This window comes from Nocardia sp. NPDC101769, assembly GCF_044766925.1.
GTDB lineage: Bacteria > Actinomycetota > Actinomycetes > Mycobacteriales > Mycobacteriaceae > Nocardia.
The window spans coordinates 34,065-50,426 of sequence record NZ_JBIWMX010000024.1 but is presented as its reverse complement, the minus strand read 5'-3'; the positions used below and the strand labels follow the sequence as shown (position 1 = coordinate 50,426).

Genomic DNA, 16,362 nt, shown 5'->3' with positions numbered 1-16,362 from the left:
TAGGAAATCACGCGAGCTGCGTTCACGCCGTCCTACCTTTCAAGCGCGCGTCACCTTTGCCTCCGTGGTACGCCAGCGCCGATGATAATAATTCACTCTCGCTATAAACCGCGCTGGACGCACAGTACTGTTGAATCCAGGTGAAGGGTTGACATGTGATCGTGCACCTTACTGATGTTTTCGCCCCGCGAGTCGGCGGCATCGAGGTTCAGATCGAGCGGCTGGCGCGCGCTCAAACAGCCGCCGGCGAGGAAGTCCACGTCATCACCACGACGAGCGGGACCCATGACGATAGAGCGCTGCCCTATCGCGTGCATCGGGTCGCCCGGGTGGGGCACGTGCGTGCACTGCTGTTGCGACTGGAACCACGGGTTGCGCATGTGCACCTGAGTGTCTATTCACCCTTTGCGCTGTGCTCCACGAGACAGCTAGGGCTGCTCCGGATTCCGACCGTGATGACGGTACACAGCATGTGGGACCTGCCCGTGCGGGTCTGCTATCGCCTGATCGGGAAGGTCGGCGATTGGCGAGACCGGTTCGTGCTGACCGCCGTGAGCACAGTGGTCGCCGACCAGATCGCCCGCGCGTTACCCGGGACCACGACCGTCGTTGTCCCCAATGGCGTCTCACCGGTATTGCCACGCAGCACCTCACGTCCGACGGGCGAGCTGCAAGAGCTGCACGTCGTCTCTGTCGGCCGATTGGTCACCCGCAGGAAACCACTGATCCTGCTGAAAGTCCTTCGGCAGGCACAGCAACGGCTCGACGGCCAGGTCGCAGTGCATGCCACCATCGTCGGCGCCGGTTCACGGACCGACGCTATGCGGCGGTATCTGTCTCGGCATGGCATGACCGGGTGGGTGCGGTTGATCGGGGTGCAGGATCAGCAGACCATCCGCGACATCCTGGCCACCGCGGATGTCTACCTGAACGTGACCCGTCGCGAAGCGTTCGGGCTGGCCACATTGGAGGCGCGAACTGCGGGTCTGCCGGTGGTCGCCCGATCCGACAGCGGGGTGGCCGATTTCGTCGAGCACGGGCGTGAGGGACTGCTGGGCGACACGATGACCGACCTGGTAGCGGCCTTGGTGCAACTGGGATGCGACAAGCAATTGCACCACCGGATCGCCACCCACAACCGAACTGTGACGCCATCGGAGCACAGTTGGTCGGTCGTGCTGAACAGCCTGCGCCACTGTTATGACGAGGCGGTGCGTCGGGTACACATGTCCGATCCGACAGCAGCGGGAAAGGACGTCTGATGGCTTCGCCTGTGCATCTTGCACGTATCGCGTGGAGCAACGTCGATCATCTGCACAAGCGGTTCGGCAACGCCACCGCTGCCGGTCTGACCCGCGACATGATCCGAGCAGCCAGGCTACTGCGGCGTGACCCTGCTCCACGCTTGATGCCCGCCCGCGCAGAACGCATCGTCGTGACGTTGTCTACCGTGCCGCAACGGCGCAGGCACCTGCGGCCGGTTCTGCGCAGCCTGCTGGACCAGACAGTCCCGGCCGATCGGCTGCTGCTGGCATGGCCACGGTATTCGCTCCGGTCGGGAGCCGCCTACCCCGAGCCCCCCTCACTGCCGGCAGGAGTGGACCTCGTGCGGTGCGAGGACCAAGGGCCCGCGACGAAGTTGCTGCCCGCGCTGCGGGCGGAGCCGAACGCGGTGCTGGTGGTTGTCGACGACGATGCGATCTATCCCGAAACGTTGCTCGAAGACTTGCTCGCCGCCCACCGCCAACTGCCCGCCGCAGCGCTGGGCGTACGCGGCCAGCATGTCCGGTCGGGCTGCGACCCGCGCTATCTCGGGCACGTGTGCGGGACGGCGGTGCGCAAGCACGTCCCGGTCGACGTGCTGATGGGCATGTGGGGGTACCTGATTCCCGCCGGATCGCTCGACGAGGCGGTGCATGATTTCGAAGGCTGGCCCCCCGAGGTCTGGTGGCAGGATGATGTGTGGATCTCCGCGCATCTGGCCCGGCGGCGAGTGCCACGACTCGTGGTACCCATGCGCGGCACCCCACTCGAGTCCACGGGCGCGTTCGTGGGAGCGCTGCATCACACGGTGAACCGCTCAGGTCACAACGAGGCGGTAGCGTTCGAGACCTTCAAGCTGTGGTGGTGACGATCGGCAGCGTGACCCCGCTCGGCCTGTGCGGTTCGATCCGAAGGCTAAACAGCGCGCCGGACATACCATTCCGTGCCCAGCGCCCATCGAAACACCGGCCGAGGCAACCTCAACAGAGCGGCCAGCGTGCGCACTCCGTCACCGCCGGCCGACTGAGTGCAGTGTGCGGCCATGCTCGCCCGTTTGGCCACAGCGTAGCGGCCTACGCGCACCCGGTGGGTGATCGCGCTGCGGGGCGAGTAGCTGTTGGTGAGCAGATCCGGTGTCAGCTCGGGCGGCAACAGGCGAAACATGGCAGCGATCCGCATCGTCAGCAGGAGCGCATCGCGGTCGACGGTGGCTTCCAGCAGTAGTGGGGTGCCCGCGATCTGTGCCGCGAGCGCACCCACATGGTGTAGCTGAACATGGTCGGGATGCCCATAGCCGCCTGCCGGGTCGTAGGACGTGACCAGATCCGCCCGCTCCTCGACCAGTAGCGCGGCTATCCGCTCCGCGGCCTGCTCGACCGGCGTAGTAGAGAACGAATTCGCAACGGCCCCATCCGATCCGGAATCGCGGTAGCCGAGAAACTCCACCCGCGCGCAGCCGAGAGCGGTCGCCGAGGCCAACGTTTCCCGTCGCCGTCGCGCGCCGAGTTCGGCCCCGGCGGGCACATCCGCGAGCCCCGCTTCACCATCCGTGGCAACCACTAGGACGACCCGATGGCCCTCGGCGGCCAAGCGCGCCATCGTTCCCGCAGTCAAGAACGACTCGTCGTCCGGATGGGCGTGTAGAAAAACGCAGGTCGAGCTCACGAGACGCGCCCGCCGCGCGCGGCGTACTCATCGGCGTCACGCGCCGCAGCCTCAGCAGTAACGGCACGGGCGAATTCAGCAGACCTCGACATCGTTGCGCTGCCGTCAGTCCTGCGGCGGCAGCCCGATGAGTTTGCAATAGGCGTCGGCGATCGACGCGGGATCGAGCGAGCCGTCCTGGTGATACCAGCGATGGCTTTCGCTGACCATGTTCAGAATCGCGAAGGTCACGACGGATGACGGTGCGTCCGGGAGCTGCCCCAGCGCCTGCACCTTTTCGACGACACCGCGTACGGTGGCGACGAATTCGCGTTCGTGGAGTTGCACTTCCTCGGCCACCGCCGGCTCCAGCCATCGCTGCTCGCTGCGATAGACAGCGAAGGTGAGATGGTTCGCGATCACCGCGGAGGTGAATCGGGTGATGATCGCCCGCAGTTGGGCAACAGGATCGCTGCCCGCGGCCAGGCCGTCGTGCAGTGCGGTCGTCATGTCCCGATCGACCTGTAATGCGATCTCGCGCAACAGGTCTGCTTTCGAACCGACATAGTGGTAGATGGACGGCTGACTGAGGTCGAGCTGGGCCGCGATTTCCCTGGTGGTTCCCTTGTTGTACCCGCGGGAGGAGAACACGGCCGCGGCACCGTCGAGGATGCGCCGACGTTTGTCCTCCCAGGCCGACTCCCCCTCGACCGGCGTTGACGCAGCCACGCGTGGGCCTCCCACCATCGTTCCTCCGAAGTCGAACATGTCAGCTTAGCTCGTAGAAGGATCCAGGAAGCCCGCCGGACGGGGTGGCCGGGTGTCAGCACCCGCTCACGTGTTCGCCGCCATCCTGCGCAGAGCGAGTCGATCTATCTTGTTCGCAGCGGTTTTCGGCAATTGCCCCACCACCTGGATGTCCCGGGGTTGTTTGTAGTGCGCCAGATTCGTCGCGCAGTAGTCGGCCAGCGCCGCCCGGTTCAGGGTCGCGCCGCGGTCGGTGACGATAAACGAGCGACTCGGCCGCGGCGGAGATCGGATCGGCGTCCCCGACCGCGGTGAGCACGACACTGGCCTCGGATCGTTCGAGCAGCAGGCGCAGTTCCCGGCCGGTGAAGCTGGGGTTCATCAGGGCCACCTGCGCACCGGCCAGCCAGGCGGCGAAGATCGCGGCCGACAGCTCGGGGCCGTTCGGCATGATGACTGCGACCGGGCGTCCAGCCACGACCGACCCGGATAGTCGGCGTGCCAGACCCACCGCAGCCCGGCCCAATTGGGCGTAGGACAGTCTCCGGTCGCCGCATACGATCGCAGTCCGATCGGGCGCCTCGGCCATTGCCCGGAAACACTGACCCTGGGCTATGCCGGGGTGTACTCCAGCTTCCTACGCCACGCCGAGACCGCTGGTGCGCGATACGGCATCGATGCGCGCACCTTGCTCCTGGAGGCCGGGTGGCGTGGGTTGGTCGGCGGCCAGGAGGACATGCTCGTGGATATCGCCCTGACCCTCGCGGCCCGGCGATCTCGGAACAGTTCGACCCCCGGGCGATCCGCCACCCCACTCACCCCAACGAATTGATCAGGCCCGTAATCGGTTTCACCAGTGCTCCTAGGCCAGCAGCCGTAGCTTGATCAGTTCCATCATCTCGGTGCGGCTGCGCGGGCCGTTGTCGGCAGCCTGGAAGTGGTTGCCGATGCGCACCGAAACGGTGATCAGGCAGCGGATCTCGACCTCGTCCTCGTCGGGGCAGAACGAGGAATACAGGGACCGCAGGTAGTCCATGCGGCGGTTGTCGACGCGGCGGAGCCGTTCGGCCACCGCTCCGTCGCGGCGGGCCCAATCGCGGATCGCGATATCGGCGGTGATGCCCCGCACCGGCCCGTCCGCCGTGTCGGCGACGATGGCGAAAAGCCGTTCCAACCTGGTTCTGGCGTCCCCTCCATCGCGCTCGATCTGTTCGACCACGCCTTCGGCGACCTCGTACTCCCAGGTGTCGAGCATCTCGGTGAGCAGTGCGTCCCGATTGCGGAAGTACCCGTAGAAGCCGCCCTTGCTGACACCGAGCGCCTGTGCCAGCGCCTCGATCCGTACGGCTTCGGGGCCGCCCACGACGAGTGCCCGCAAGCCTTCCTCGATCCATCTGCCTCGCGGTGTGCGTGCCACGGCCATGGTGTGCCTCCTCACGTCGGCAAGGAGTATACGGGGGCGTATAAGTGGGTTTATGTTCGATCTATACGCCACCGTATAGATCGGAGCCGAGCTCGTGAGACTTCCTCCAACCGCTCACACCAACCGCCCGTGGCGGATCCACGACATCGCCGACGACTTCACCGTGGAGGACGTATGGGCGTTGCCCACCCCGGGCGGCCCCGACGACTTCCATTGGCTGGTAAGCCAATTCGCCGAAGGAGTCAGCGGTGGGGTGACCGGCGATACCGTTATCTCCCGGGCGCTGTTCACCATTCGCTGGAAGCTCGGAGCGCTGCGCGGCTGGGACCGGCCCGATACCGGCACCGGCGGTCGGCTGCCCTCCCTGTACGACCGCTTGCCCGCCGACCTCCGCGAGGGCTCCAGGGGTCCGGACCTCGGCGCATCGCCGTTCCGGTCCGTCTACCAACTGGAGAACGAATGGGCAGCCGAAATGGGCAACACGACCGTCCACGCGGTCATGCACCTCGGCTGGGTTGCGGACGGAACCGGAGGCTACCGCGGTCAGATGGCTGTCCTGGTGAAGCCGAACGGCCTGTTGGGCGCCCTCTACATGGCCGGTATCAAGCCTTTTCGGTATCTCGGTGTGTATCCGGCGCTGATGCGCGCCATCGGCCGCGAGTGGCAAGCGAACACCGTCGCCGAGACCTCGCACGGCAAAGGTGTTGCGGTACACACGATCTTCGAGAAGATCGCCGGATACTACGACCGGATGAACGTGGTCATGACGCTCGGCCGCCATGCGCGCTGGTGCCGTGAAGTGGCCGCCCGCGCCGCGCCGCCCGCGGGCGGGCAACTGTTGGACCTGGCTACCGGGACAGGTGCGATCGCTCTGGCGGCGGCACAGATGTATCCGACTGTCGTCGTGACCGGTGCCGACTTCTCCGAGGCGATGTTGGCTCGCGCACGGATCAAATCCGGGGCCGGCGCGGTTCGATGGCAGCAGGCCGACGCGACCCGGCTGCCGTTCGACGACGGGTCCTTCGACGCGGTTACCGAAGGCTATCTGCTCCGCAACGTCGAAGACCTCCCCGGAGTGCTTCGCGAACAGCATCGGGTCCTCGTGCCCGGCGGCCGGATCGTCATCCTCGAAACCTGCCCTCCCAGCGGCCCGTTGAAGCCGATCCTCGAGTGGGGAATGAGCACGATCATTCCGCTGCTGGGGCAGACGATTGCTCGCGACCGGTCGTCCTACACCTACCTCGAATACAGCACCCTCGCCTTCACCTCACCACAACATGTCGCGAATGTTCTGCGCGAAACGGGTTTTCAGAACATCGGATGGAGCAAGAAGTTCCTCGGCACCAATGTCATCCTCTGGGCCGACAAGCCACGATGATCAGTTATAGAAAATGAATTCTGGTTCTGGTTCATCGCATTCGGCGATCAGGGCCCATCGGCCGGACCACTCCGGCCTGATCAGCCTTCCATGCGCCCATAACTTGTCATTCCGTGATAGGAGTCTGATTCACATGATCAAATGGTCCGGCCGCATCATCGCGCTCATCGGCGCCGGGCATCTCACCATCGGGTTATTGCTCAGCCACGCCTACTTCGGGGACTGGCTGTCGCTGCGGCTGTGGGGCCACTGGCAGGAGGACACCCTGTCGGCCAACGCCTTCTGGGCCAATCCGGCAGGGTTCGGCCTGCCGCTGCTGATCGTCGGCCTGCTCGTGGTATGGATGGACCGGAACGGCATCGTCCCGCCGGTCTTCCTGGCGTGGATGACGCTGGCCTGGGGTGGCGTGTGCGCTCTCATCGTCGAGCCCACCCCAGCACCAGCGGTGGTGGCCACCGCGGTCCTGCTCCTGCGCGGCATTCACCGCGCCGCCGAACACGCCGGGCCCGCACCCGCGCACAGCGAGGTGTGAGCGTCGGCGGCCGGACATCCGATCGGCTCCGAAACCGGATACCTTGTGCGGCAGTCGGTTCCCTGTCCGCTGGTCGACTCCCCACGGCCGCAACAGGATCAGCGAGCCACGACACTCGAAGGGTCAACCAGCGAGCTTGAACCATTCCACGCAGTTGTCCCACATCTGAGGTACCGGGTTTTCGCCGAAAATCGGGCGGATATGGCGTAATCCATTGGATAGCAACACATCAGAGGAACGATCGGACCGCGTCTGATGCAATTTGCGCCCAGGATCGCGGTGTGCGATGCACCCGGTCCGGCCGCGTCCGAGCATCGAACTCGCAGGTCGGGCCAACTTCGTTGTTTTCCGCGAAAAAGGCCGGGACCCCGTCACCGCACCTCGATTCGGTCACCCAGCGCCTGGACTCCTCACCAGTCCGGAACCTGACCCCGAGCTCGCATACAGCTGCCGAAGCGTCAACGCGCTCGTCGCCGGACACCAACGTTTCGAGCACACGAATGTCACCTCGATACAACGGCCCGCGATGGCTGTCGTCGCAGTACAAACCCGAGACCGCGCGTTGTCGCCGCAGGTCAAGAGCCGTGAGCGGATTCTGCCTAATTTCGACGGCACCGGCTCACGCAACCACGAGGAGACACCGTGACAGGGACGACAACCACCCATATCGACCCCAGCGAGGAGCAGATCAAAGGGCTCATCGCCGCAGCGCAGTCTGCCGTCGGGCCTGTGGTGATGATCAATCTGCTGGCCTTCAACAATGCGCCCGACGGTGGCCGCGACAGCTACGCCCGTTACGCGCGGGAGGTTCAACCGCACCTGGACCGCGTCGGCGCCCGGATCGTGTACGCCGGCGACGCGAGGGAAATCGTCATCGGCGGTGAGGACTACGCCTGGTGGGACACCGTAGTCGTGGTGGAGTATCCGTCGCGGGCGAAGTTCCTGGAGATGGCACTGGATCCCGGCTATCAGGCGATAGCGGCACACCGCACCGCCGCGCTGACCACCTCGGCGTTGGTGGCCACCGACCCGTGGCAGCCGGAGTCCTGATGCGGACCCAGCAGATCGTGGTGGGCGACGTCCGCTCGCCCGTGCTCGTCGGCGGGCCCGAAGGCGGCGAGGCGGTCGTCTTCATCCACGGCAACCCCGGCGGTGGATCGGACTGGCTTCGACTGATGGCCCCGATCGCCGAGTTCGCCCGGGTTATCGCCCCGGACATGCCCGGCTTCGCCGGCGCGGAAATGCGCGGCGACCAGGGCTACACCGTCGCCGACTACGCCCGCCACCTCGACGGCGTCATCCGGGCGCTGGGCGTGCAACGAGTGCACCTGCTCGCGCACGACTTCGGCGGGCCATGGGCGCTCACGTGGGCCGCGCAACACCCCGACATGGTGGCCAGCGTGACACTGATCAATACCGGGGTGCTGCTGGATTACCGCTGGCACCGGCTGGCGCGGATCTGGCGTATTCCATTGGTCGGCGAACTGATGCAGCGGATCGCGACCCCCCGGCTCGTCCGGGCGCTGCTTCAGCACGACAACCCCGGCCTGGACCGGGCCTCGGTGGCTCGCGTCGCGGCGCATCTGCGCCCGTGGGGCACCAAGCGAGCCGTTCTCCGGCTATACCGGTCGACGAATATCCGGTCGATGATCCCGATTGCCGCTGTACTGCAGCGACACGACCTGCCGTGTCTGGTGGTCTGGGGCGCCGACGACGTGTACCTGCCGGCCGAACAGGCATACAGGCAGACTCAGCCGTTCCCGTCTGCGCGGATCCACACCATCGCCGGCGCCGGGCACTGGGTGTTCCTCGAACAGGCCGAACGGGTCGCCGAACTCGTCGTCCCGTTCCTGCGCACCCAGTTGGGCGGTCCCAACCCGCCGCAGACCAACCCGCCGCGGACCATGCCTCCGCGGCCGGCCCACGGCCGCCGCCGCACGGTTGCGGGCTGAAGGCCGAATCCCGTGCAGCGGCCGTCCTGCGTCGCCCACGCGCGCTCACCTCTCGTACGAAATCAAGGAGCTCGACCATGTCACTGTCCACCAAGGACCTCACCAACCGCGTCGTCGTCATCACCGGTGCCGGCAGCGGGATCGGCCGGGAACTGGCATTGGCGTGCGCCCGCCGCGGCGCCCGTCTGGCGCTCTGCGACGTGAACGCTACCGGCCTGGAGCAGACCGCAGTCGCAGTGCGCGCCAATGGCGTCGAGGTCTGCACCTGGATCGTCGACGTCTCCGACGCGCAGCAGATGACCACCTTCGCCGAGGAGGTGCTGCAACGCTTCGTCGGAGTGGATCTGCTCGTCAACAATGCAGGCATCGGCGTGGTCGCCGGCTTGCTGGAGACGACGCCGGAAGATTGGGAACGGCTGATCGGTATCAATCTGATGGGTGTGGTTCACGGCAATACCGCGTTCGTGCCGTCGATGATCGCGCGGGGCAGCGGGCATGTGGTCAACGTTTCCTCCGCGGCCGGCATCCTGGCCAACCCGGCACTGAGCGCTTACAGCGCAACCAAATTCGCGGTCTTCGGGCATTCCGAGGCGCTGCGGATGGAGCTGCGGGAGCACGGTATCGGTGTCACCGCCGTGTGCCCCGGCGTGATCAACACCGCGATCAGCACCAGCAGCCCGATCCGCGGCGGCAATACCGACGCCCGCCGGCAGAAGATGGCCGCCCTGTACGCCAAACGCGGTTACACGCCCGACAGGGTCGCGCTGAACATCCTGCGCGCGGTGGACGGGAACAAGGCGGTCGCTCCGATCGCGCCCGAAGCGCATCTGATGTACGGCCTGTCCCGGGCCGTCCCGCCGCTGGCCCGGTGGCTGTCGCGGCAGACGGCGAAGTTCGCGGTGTGAGCCGCACCCGGCATAGCACGCGTCTGCGGGAATAACGGTGCCGCGGAGATCCGCCGCGGCGAAAGCCGGGGTGGGTCAGTGCGACGTCTGTCCGCCCACCGCCGCGAGCATCGCCAGTGCCGCACGAAGATCCAGGGATGCGGTGTCGACGCTGCGGCCGAGCAACTGCTCGGCCTGCCGCACCCGATAGTTGACGGTGTTCGGGTGCACATTCAGCCGCGCCGCGGCCCGGCTGCGGCTGCGGTTCTCGTCCAGGAACACGGCCAAGGTCTCGGCCAGGCGGCGGGTTCCCGCGTCCGGCGCGGCCAGCGGCCCGAGCACCCGGGCCACGAACTCGCCGGCGAGTTCGGCATCGACGCTGGTCAGCGCCGCGAGCGCCACGTCGGCGTAGCGGGTGAGCGCGGTCGCCGTGGGCGACAGAATGGCCACGCGCCGGGCCTGGGTGGCTTCCAGATGGGTGCGCCGGAAACCGGTCAACCCCGCGCCGGGCTCGCCCGCCGCGACTCGCACCCCGCTCAACCGAACACATGCCAGCGCAGCCAGTTCCGCCTCGATGAACGCTGTGCCGCGGCTGAGCCAGCCGGTACACGACAACACCCCCGACGGGTAGATCAGCGGCGGGTCCGCGTGGACGTGCTCGGCGAGGTCGGTGACCGCGCGGGCCAGCATGGTCTGGGCGTCGTCGTCCGCCGACGGTGTATCCAGCCAGGCGAGCACTCCGATGTGGTGGCGGCGTAGGTCGTACCGTAATCGGGTCGAGGCCCGGGCGATGTCGGTCTCCCGGCGGGCCACGATGTCCTCGATCGCCTCCCCGCGCGCGGCCATCGCGCTGCGCAGCCAATGCTCGCGTTCGTCGTCGTACACGGTGGCGGCGCGGGTCACCGTCGCGTCGATGTAAGCGAACAGCCATCGCGAGGCCAGGTCGGCCGCCACGACGAGCTCGGCGGAATCCTTCGCGAGGGTGGCGATGCGCCCAAAGATCCACTGCCACCCCAGCTCATGCCCGAACCGGTAGGTACGGAGGAGATCGGCCAGCGGCAGCTGCCGCCACACTCCCGACCGGGCGATCGCGGCGGTCGCGGCGGGCAGTTCCACCGACCGCGGATCTCCCCCGCGCTCGATCATCTGCGCCAGCGCCAGCACGCTGGCTTCGGTGCTGACCTGGTTTTCCGCCAGCGTGGCGTCGTCGGGAAAGACATGCGGCAGCTCGACGGCGAACACCGAACTCATCTGCTGGCTCAACTCGGCCGCGGCGGCACGCAACTCCGCGGCAATGGGACGCAGCACAGTACGCCACGCCTGTCGCGCGGCGGGCTCTTGCGCGGGGGGCCATTCCGGTTCCACGTCCGCAGGCTAACAACGAATTGTCGTCCAGTAACAAAGGTTTACCGAGTTCGTCTAGGCCATATTGGGCCGCCGTCCGGGTTGGTGTTGTCGCCGCGTAACAGTGAGAGAACTAAACCTCGTCACGCCGGTACGAGTGGGCCGGGCTGGGCGCGCCTAACTTCTCCGGTATCGGGCAATGACGGAAAGGATCACACCGATGTCGAACCTCGTTCCTACCCACGCCGACCTGGCGGATTTCAAGGCCGCGCAACGGCTGGCCTATGACGCGGTCGCCGCCGTCGAGGCGCAGCTGTCCGAAGGCATCACCGAGAAACAGGCCGCCGCCGCGCTCGAGGACTGGCTGCGCGGCCGCGGCGTGACCCGGTTCTTCCACTACGGGTTCGCCTGGTTCGGCGAGCGGACTCGCTTCAAGGATTTCGCCAAGCCCGAGGGCGGCCTGGTCAACCAGTTCGCCAACCCGAAGATGGCGCATTTCGGCAAGCAGTTCCTGCCGACCGACCGGCCGCTGCGGCGCGGTGAGGCGGTGATCCTCGATGTCGGCCCGATCGTCGGCGGCACTGCCGCCGACATCGGCTACTCCTGCAGCCTCGGCGGCAGCGAGAACGAGGAGTTCCACAACGCCCGGATGGCGCTGCAGCCCTACCGTGAGCTGGTCCTGCGGCTAGTGCGCGCCGGCGCCGGTCAGGGCCGCATCTACAAGCAACTCGACGAGCTCATCCACGACCAGGGCTACGAGAACATCCACAGCTACTATCCCGGCTCGGTCCTCGCCCACCGCGTCGGCAAGGTGCCCGGCCTGCGCCTTCCCACCTTCCGCTACAAGGGATTCAGCCCGCAGGCCATCGCTTTCCTGTCCGGCCATCTGCTCGAATCCAAACTCCGCCCGGACGCGCACCAGGCGCCCATCTGGAACGAGGAGGGCGATAGCCCCTGTGAACCGGGCCTGTGGGCTGTCGAACCGCACATCGGCAACGGCAGTTTCGGCGTCAAATGGGAGGAGATGCTGGTGGTTACCGAAGACACCGCCTACTGGCTCGACGACGACCTGCCGCACGTCCGCTACTGGCAGCAGCATGAGCGCTCGCCCAGGTAACGTCGCCTCCACCGCCAACTGATCCCATTCCCTGCCGAGCTCGGTTCTGCTCCGGCGCAATTGTCGTGCCTCGTGGCGTCCGGCCGAGTCGGGGTCGCTGTGGTGCTCGCCGAAAATCGGGCGGATATCGGAGTAACCGCAGCGCCCGGGGCCAGCAGATATCCGCCACTTCGGCGGCCTGGACCGCCGGTGTGGGTGGTCAGGCGTCAGGATGCCCTGGGTTGTGGGTCACCAGATGTTCCAGGTTCCCCTGAGCGGCTTGACTTCACGGTCCGCACGCTCCAGCTTCGGAACCAGGTCGGTGAAGTACCGCCGGGCCTCGCAGCTGTCGTCGCAGTATTGATGCTGCTTCAGACCATGTTGTGCCACTTGCAGATTCATGACCGGATAGTCCGGCGCGTCGTGCGAGATGATGGTCATGGCCCGCTCCCTGTCGTCCGGTCGTCCGCACGGATCACGGCGATGGCCTGACGCTTCTTGCCGCACACGGACATCGGGCAGGACTCATGGATTCGGAGGGCATCGCGCGCGTAACCGATCGACATCGCGCTGATCGCCTCATGATTTTCGATGGGTATGCCGTACATGGCTGGCGCTCCGGTTGCCGGCGTTGATGTTTGGTGCCCCCGATCGCCGGTACGGCCTGAACGTGCGGCCCGTTTTCGAAGGGCACGATCGGAACTTGTTGACCGGGCGGGCTGTTCAGGTTCCCGGCGACCGGGGGTAACTACTGGTCTACGCCGTCCGGTCACTGCGTGGAACGTTCCAGAGGGCAATGTGCTTGAAAAGGTTTCCGCCATCCAGAGTTGGCGAGAGAATCATTCCAAAATTGCATGAGACCGGTAGAGAGGCTAAGCGAATGGCTGTTGGCTCCACCGTTCCACGCCGCCTGATCGGGCGGACACTGAAGCAGCTGCGCGAGCAGTCCGGCGTCCCGGCGGTCAAGGCGTACAGGCTGATAGATGTTTCGCCCCAAACACTCTGGAGACTCGAAACGGGACAACCGGGCACGAAGGTCCGGGAAGTGGACGTGCACGCCCTCTGCCGCCTCTATGGCGCCGACGAAGACACTACTGCCGCCCTCATCGGTCTGATCGCCGAAACGAAGAGTCCAGGGTGGTGGCACGACTACGGGTCCGCGGTGCCGTCGTATTTCGATCTGTACCTGGGCATGGAGGAATCCGCCCGGAAGCTCACCACACTCCACCTGAATCTCCTGCCCGGACTGCTCCAGACGCCGAGCTATCGGCGCGCGGTGATCTGGGCCGCCTACCCCGGTATGCCGACAGCGGAAGTCGAACAGCGCATCGAGATTTCGACGAAGCGCCAGCAGCGGTTGAAGGAGCCCCCGGCCGACTTCAGCGTCGTCATGTACATCTGTGAATCCGCCCTGCGCTGGTCGGTCGGCAGTCCGGCCGTCATGGCCGAGCAGCTTCGGCACATCGCGAGCGTGTCGAAGCTACCCACGGTGTCGATCCGGGTGGTGCCGCTCGGCGTGGCAACTCCATTGCCGCTGATCGTTGGTGCGTTCACACTGATGGAGTTCCCCGCGTACGCGGACTCCCGCCTGACGGAACCACCATTGGTATACGTCGAGGGCTTCACGGGCGCGCTGTACCTGGACAAGCCTGGAGAGCTGGACCTCTACAAGGCGGCGGTGAGAACCCTCCGCACGGTGGCGAAAAGCGAGCAGGACGCCAGGGAACTGGTACTGAACATTGCAAAGGAGTACGAGTGAACGCCGACCTGTCCAAGGCGGATTGGTACAAGAGCAGCCGAAGCGGCCCCAACCAGGACTGCGTCGAGGTTGCACATCTGGACGGGGGCACCGTGGGGGTACGGGACTCGAAGGACGTAGCCGGCCCGGCTCTGGTCTTCGCGCCGCGCGATTGGGACGTCTTCAACGCAGCCGTGAAGGACGGAAAGTTCGACCGGTCCTGATCGACCATGACGACTGTGGGAGTCTGGGCGTGGTGTCCGGGCACTCCCTTTCTTCATGCGTAACAAGATCTCCCACCAGCCTCGACACGTATACGACATGATCCGTTGAACACTCATCAAAGGAGATGTGCGATGCAGGTTAGGTCAGCAGTGGTCACCGGCGGCGCAGTGGTCGCTGGGTTCTTGGCAAGCGTTGTTCCGGGTGTGGCCCACGCCGACTTCATCGACCCGACGCCCTACGTGGACGCCAACGGGGTGGCCTGGTTCAACATGGCGGGAAACAACTGTTCGATTGCCCCGAATGGTGTTGTGGGGTGCGATCTTCCGAGTCCGGCGCCGATCATGTCGATGACGATCGCGGGTATGACGATCCCGGTGCCCTACGTGCCGGCCGTTGCCATCGACACGGCCTACTTTCCCTCACACCCGCAGTGGGGGTCCAATGGCAGCCACACCCAGCAGGGTGGCAATCCCGCGATTGTGCCGGGGACCGACCAGAACACGACGTCGGTCTACTACGGCGGAGCCACGTGCACGGTCTCGGTCCGCAATGATGTGGTGTGCTCGGGGATGAGTCACGAATTCCGCATCGCGGGGCTGCAGGCGTCCGGAAACTGAACCGGGACAATCGGATCGGTCGCCCGCCTCGCGGCTAGTCGCGCAGGAGAAGCGCGAGGTAGAGGCGGGTGGCCACGGCGTCGAAGGGTTCGGTGCCGGGATCGGAGTAGGTGCGCGCGCCGGGAATGTCGGCGGCGTACGCACGGGCGGCCTCAGCCAGTGCACCCATGATGCCCGCCGACCGCTGGATGGCGGACTTCTCGGCCCACGCCAGGGAGCGGGCCGACTCGGGCAGCAGCCGCTGGCAGGCGATGCGGACGCACAACTTGTCGGCGGGGGCTCCGTCGTGCAGGCCGAACAGTGCTGGGGGCGCGAGGGTTCGGGCGAGTTCCCAGAAACGGACGGTTTGGAAGACGTGCACGATATGGTCGGCGCGGTCGCCCAGGATACGGGGGTAGAAGTCCGGGACGAGCCGGTCGACGGTGAAGTTGCGGGCGGATTCCGTGCGGGTGAAGTAGTCGAGTTCCGCGGTGGCCTCGGGCGAATCGATCGGGTGCGCAAGGGTTTTGCCGCCCGCGAAGATGGCGTCCGCGCCGCTGCCGGTCAGGATCGGGCCGGTGACGCCGAGACGGTCCAGGACCGGCTGGATGGCGAGCATCGGGACGGCATACGAAACCTCCCACAGCTCGGGCACTTTCAGGCGTTCCAGCGATTCCCGCGCCAACGCCGCCACGGTGGGGGCGTCCAGTTCGACGATGTCGTGCGGCAGGCCGAGGGCGGTGGCGGCGGCCGTGGCGTTGGCGCGGTCGGCGCCGTCGGCGGTCAGCACGGTGAGGGCGTGCGGGCGATGGCCCAGGGCGACGGCGGTGGCGGCCAGGAAGATCGAGTCGACGCCGCCGGACAGCAGGATGACCGGGTCGGCGGGCATGGCCTCGAACACCGCGCGCAGCCGGTCGCGGGTCTCGGCCGCCACCAGTTCGGCGGCGTGCCCTGGATCGGTGAGGCGGCGCGAATCCGGGTCTGGGGTGGCGATATCGCGCAGGTCCGCGACGAATTGCATGGGTGCGCCGCTCTGGGCGGCGGGGGCGGTGTGTGTTGCGGCCGGTCGTCCCACGCGGCTCAGCCTACTGCGGCGCGATACCGGCTCGGATTCCCAGCTGGCACATAGGTAGGACCCATGGCCCGCCCACGTGCGGGCCTTTGGATGGGAGTCACGGCAGGCCGATCGGCCGACCGTCCCTCCGAGAAAGGTTCTGCGCGTTGAAATCCTCGTCTGTGACCCCGTCCCGCCTGCGCCGCGTGACCGCCCGCATCGCCGTGGCCGGTGCGCTCGCCGCGGTGCCGCTGGCCGCGCTGGCCATCCCCGCCTCGGCCGCCACCACCGACTCCGGGATTCCGGTGGTCAGCCAGATCGCCGACCCTGATTGGAATCACGATCGCGGCGGCGACAACCAGGACCGCCACGGCGACCAGGATCGGCACGACCGGCCTGGCGACCAGGATCGCGGCCCGGATCAGCCGCAGCCCCAGCCCGAACCGCAGGCCCAGCCGCAGCCGCCGACCGGCTCCTTCGGCTGAC

20 protein-coding genes and 2 pseudogenes are annotated in these 16,362 nt (G+C 66.6%); 13 read left to right on the top strand and 9 right to left on the bottom strand.

Annotated features, from left to right (window positions below):
* The first annotated feature begins 155 nt into the window (after positions 1-155).
* Positions 156-1,262: a glycosyltransferase family 4 protein gene (locus ACIRRA_RS30935; protein ID WP_402775408.1), complete on the top strand. Its 1,107-nt coding sequence runs from the start codon at positions 156-158 to the stop codon at positions 1,260-1,262.
* The gene (locus ACIRRA_RS30930; protein ID WP_402775405.1) at positions 1,262-2,131 is read left to right on the top strand and encodes a hypothetical protein; all 870 of its coding nucleotides are present in this window, start codon (positions 1,262-1,264) and stop codon (positions 2,129-2,131) included. Before ACIRRA_RS30935 ends, ACIRRA_RS30930 begins: the two co-directional genes overlap by 1 nt.
* Positions 2,132-2,178: 47 nt before the next feature.
* Here ACIRRA_RS30930 and ACIRRA_RS30925 read toward each other — a convergent pair whose 3' ends face one another.
* The 4 genes and pseudogenes from ACIRRA_RS30925 to ACIRRA_RS30910 form a co-directional block, all read right to left on the bottom strand.
* Positions 2,179-2,928, bottom strand: a complete 750-nt coding sequence (locus ACIRRA_RS30925) for a PIG-L deacetylase family protein (RefSeq protein WP_402775402.1) — start codon at positions 2,926-2,928, stop codon at positions 2,179-2,181.
* A 105-nt stretch (positions 2,929-3,033) separates the two neighbouring features.
* Positions 3,034-3,636 carry a TetR/AcrR family transcriptional regulator gene (locus ACIRRA_RS30920; protein ID WP_402775400.1) on the bottom strand — a complete coding sequence of 201 codons (603 nt, stop codon included), beginning with the start codon at positions 3,634-3,636 and terminating at the stop codon, positions 3,034-3,036.
* A gap of 105 nt (positions 3,637-3,741) precedes the next feature.
* Complete coding sequence (locus ACIRRA_RS30915) at positions 3,742-3,978, bottom strand: hypothetical protein (RefSeq protein ID WP_402775397.1); 237 nt, start codon at positions 3,976-3,978, stop codon at positions 3,742-3,744.
* Positions 3,947-4,243: pseudogene (locus ACIRRA_RS30910) on the bottom strand (AMP-binding protein); the annotation flags it as partial. The pseudogene ACIRRA_RS30910 and the gene ACIRRA_RS30915, both read right to left, overlap by 32 nt.
* 6 nt (positions 4,244-4,249) lie before the next feature.
* Here ACIRRA_RS30910 and ACIRRA_RS30905 point away from each other — a divergent pair.
* A pseudogene (locus tag ACIRRA_RS30905) lies at positions 4,250-4,486 on the top strand (hypothetical protein); the annotation flags it as partial.
* 30 nt (positions 4,487-4,516) lie between these two features.
* Here the strand turns inward: ACIRRA_RS30905 and ACIRRA_RS30900 are convergent.
* Positions 4,517-5,077, bottom strand: a complete 561-nt coding sequence (locus tag ACIRRA_RS30900; protein ID WP_402775395.1) for a TetR/AcrR family transcriptional regulator — start codon at positions 5,075-5,077, stop codon at positions 4,517-4,519.
* Positions 5,078-5,171: 94 nt separating this feature from the next.
* Between ACIRRA_RS30900 and ACIRRA_RS30895 the strand changes: the two genes are divergently transcribed.
* From ACIRRA_RS30895 to ACIRRA_RS30875, 5 genes are all read left to right on the top strand, one after another.
* Positions 5,172-6,455, top strand: coding sequence for a ubiquinone/menaquinone biosynthesis methyltransferase (locus tag ACIRRA_RS30895; RefSeq protein WP_402775393.1), 1,284 nt, complete (start codon positions 5,172-5,174; stop codon positions 6,453-6,455).
* 133 nt (positions 6,456-6,588) lie between these two features.
* Entirely contained in the window at positions 6,589-6,987 is a 399-nt protein-coding gene (locus ACIRRA_RS30890) for a DUF6463 family protein (RefSeq protein ID WP_402775390.1), read from the top strand.
* Between the two features lie 642 nt (positions 6,988-7,629).
* Positions 7,630-8,037 carry a DUF1330 domain-containing protein gene (locus tag ACIRRA_RS30885; protein WP_402775388.1) on the top strand — a complete coding sequence of 136 codons (408 nt, stop codon included), beginning with the start codon at positions 7,630-7,632 and terminating at the stop codon, positions 8,035-8,037.
* Positions 8,037-8,939, top strand: a complete 903-nt coding sequence (locus ACIRRA_RS30880; protein WP_402775386.1) for an alpha/beta fold hydrolase — start codon at positions 8,037-8,039, stop codon at positions 8,937-8,939. Before ACIRRA_RS30885 ends, ACIRRA_RS30880 begins: the two co-directional genes overlap by 1 nt.
* 77 nt (positions 8,940-9,016) lie before the next feature.
* A complete protein-coding gene (locus ACIRRA_RS30875) occupies positions 9,017-9,844 on the top strand; it encodes an SDR family NAD(P)-dependent oxidoreductase (protein WP_402775384.1) in 828 nt (275 codons plus the stop codon).
* A 75-nt stretch (positions 9,845-9,919) separates the two neighbouring features.
* On the opposite strand, the gene ACIRRA_RS30870 is transcribed toward ACIRRA_RS30875, so the two are convergent.
* On the bottom strand, positions 9,920-11,188 hold the full coding sequence (locus tag ACIRRA_RS30870) for a PucR family transcriptional regulator (protein ID WP_402775381.1): 1,269 nt from the start codon (positions 11,186-11,188) through the stop codon (positions 9,920-9,922).
* 199 nt (positions 11,189-11,387) lie between these two features.
* Here ACIRRA_RS30870 and ACIRRA_RS30865 point away from each other — a divergent pair, with 199 nt between their 5' ends.
* The gene (locus ACIRRA_RS30865; protein WP_402775378.1) at positions 11,388-12,284 is read left to right on the top strand and encodes a M24 family metallopeptidase; all 897 of its coding nucleotides are present in this window, start codon (positions 11,388-11,390) and stop codon (positions 12,282-12,284) included.
* 228 nt (positions 12,285-12,512) lie between these two features.
* On the opposite strand, the gene ACIRRA_RS30860 is transcribed toward ACIRRA_RS30865, so the two are convergent.
* Positions 12,513-12,704, bottom strand: coding sequence for a hypothetical protein (locus ACIRRA_RS30860; protein ID WP_402775375.1), 192 nt, complete (start codon positions 12,702-12,704; stop codon positions 12,513-12,515).
* Positions 12,701-12,871: a hypothetical protein gene (locus ACIRRA_RS30855; RefSeq protein ID WP_402775372.1), complete on the bottom strand. Its 171-nt coding sequence runs from the start codon at positions 12,869-12,871 to the stop codon at positions 12,701-12,703. Before ACIRRA_RS30855 ends, ACIRRA_RS30860 begins: the two co-directional genes overlap by 4 nt.
* A gap of 272 nt (positions 12,872-13,143) precedes the next feature.
* On the opposite strand from ACIRRA_RS30855, the gene ACIRRA_RS30850 reads away from it, so the two are divergent.
* The 3 genes from ACIRRA_RS30850 to ACIRRA_RS30840 all read left to right on the top strand — a co-directional run bounded on the left by ACIRRA_RS30850 (position 13,144) and on the right by ACIRRA_RS30840 (position 14,843).
* Entirely contained in the window at positions 13,144-14,022 is an 879-nt protein-coding gene (locus ACIRRA_RS30850; RefSeq protein ID WP_402775369.1) for a helix-turn-helix domain-containing protein, read from the top strand.
* Complete coding sequence (locus tag ACIRRA_RS30845) at positions 14,019-14,225, top strand: DUF397 domain-containing protein (protein WP_402775366.1); 207 nt, start codon at positions 14,019-14,021, stop codon at positions 14,223-14,225. The genes ACIRRA_RS30850 and ACIRRA_RS30845 overlap by 4 nt, the downstream gene beginning before the upstream one ends.
* 132 nt (positions 14,226-14,357) lie before the next feature.
* On the top strand, positions 14,358-14,843 hold the full coding sequence (locus ACIRRA_RS30840; protein ID WP_402775365.1) for a hypothetical protein: 486 nt from the start codon (positions 14,358-14,360) through the stop codon (positions 14,841-14,843).
* 34 nt (positions 14,844-14,877) lie between these two features.
* On the opposite strand, the gene ACIRRA_RS30835 is transcribed toward ACIRRA_RS30840, so the two are convergent.
* The gene (locus ACIRRA_RS30835; RefSeq protein WP_402775363.1) at positions 14,878-15,897 is read right to left on the bottom strand and encodes an asparagine synthase-related protein; all 1,020 of its coding nucleotides are present in this window, start codon (positions 15,895-15,897) and stop codon (positions 14,878-14,880) included.
* A gap of 146 nt (positions 15,898-16,043) precedes the next feature.
* On the opposite strand from ACIRRA_RS30835, the gene ACIRRA_RS30830 reads away from it, so the two are divergent.
* On the top strand, positions 16,044-16,361 hold the full coding sequence (locus ACIRRA_RS30830) for a hypothetical protein (protein ID WP_402775361.1): 318 nt from the start codon (positions 16,044-16,046) through the stop codon (positions 16,359-16,361).
* The last annotated feature ends 1 nt before the right edge of the window (position 16,362 follow it).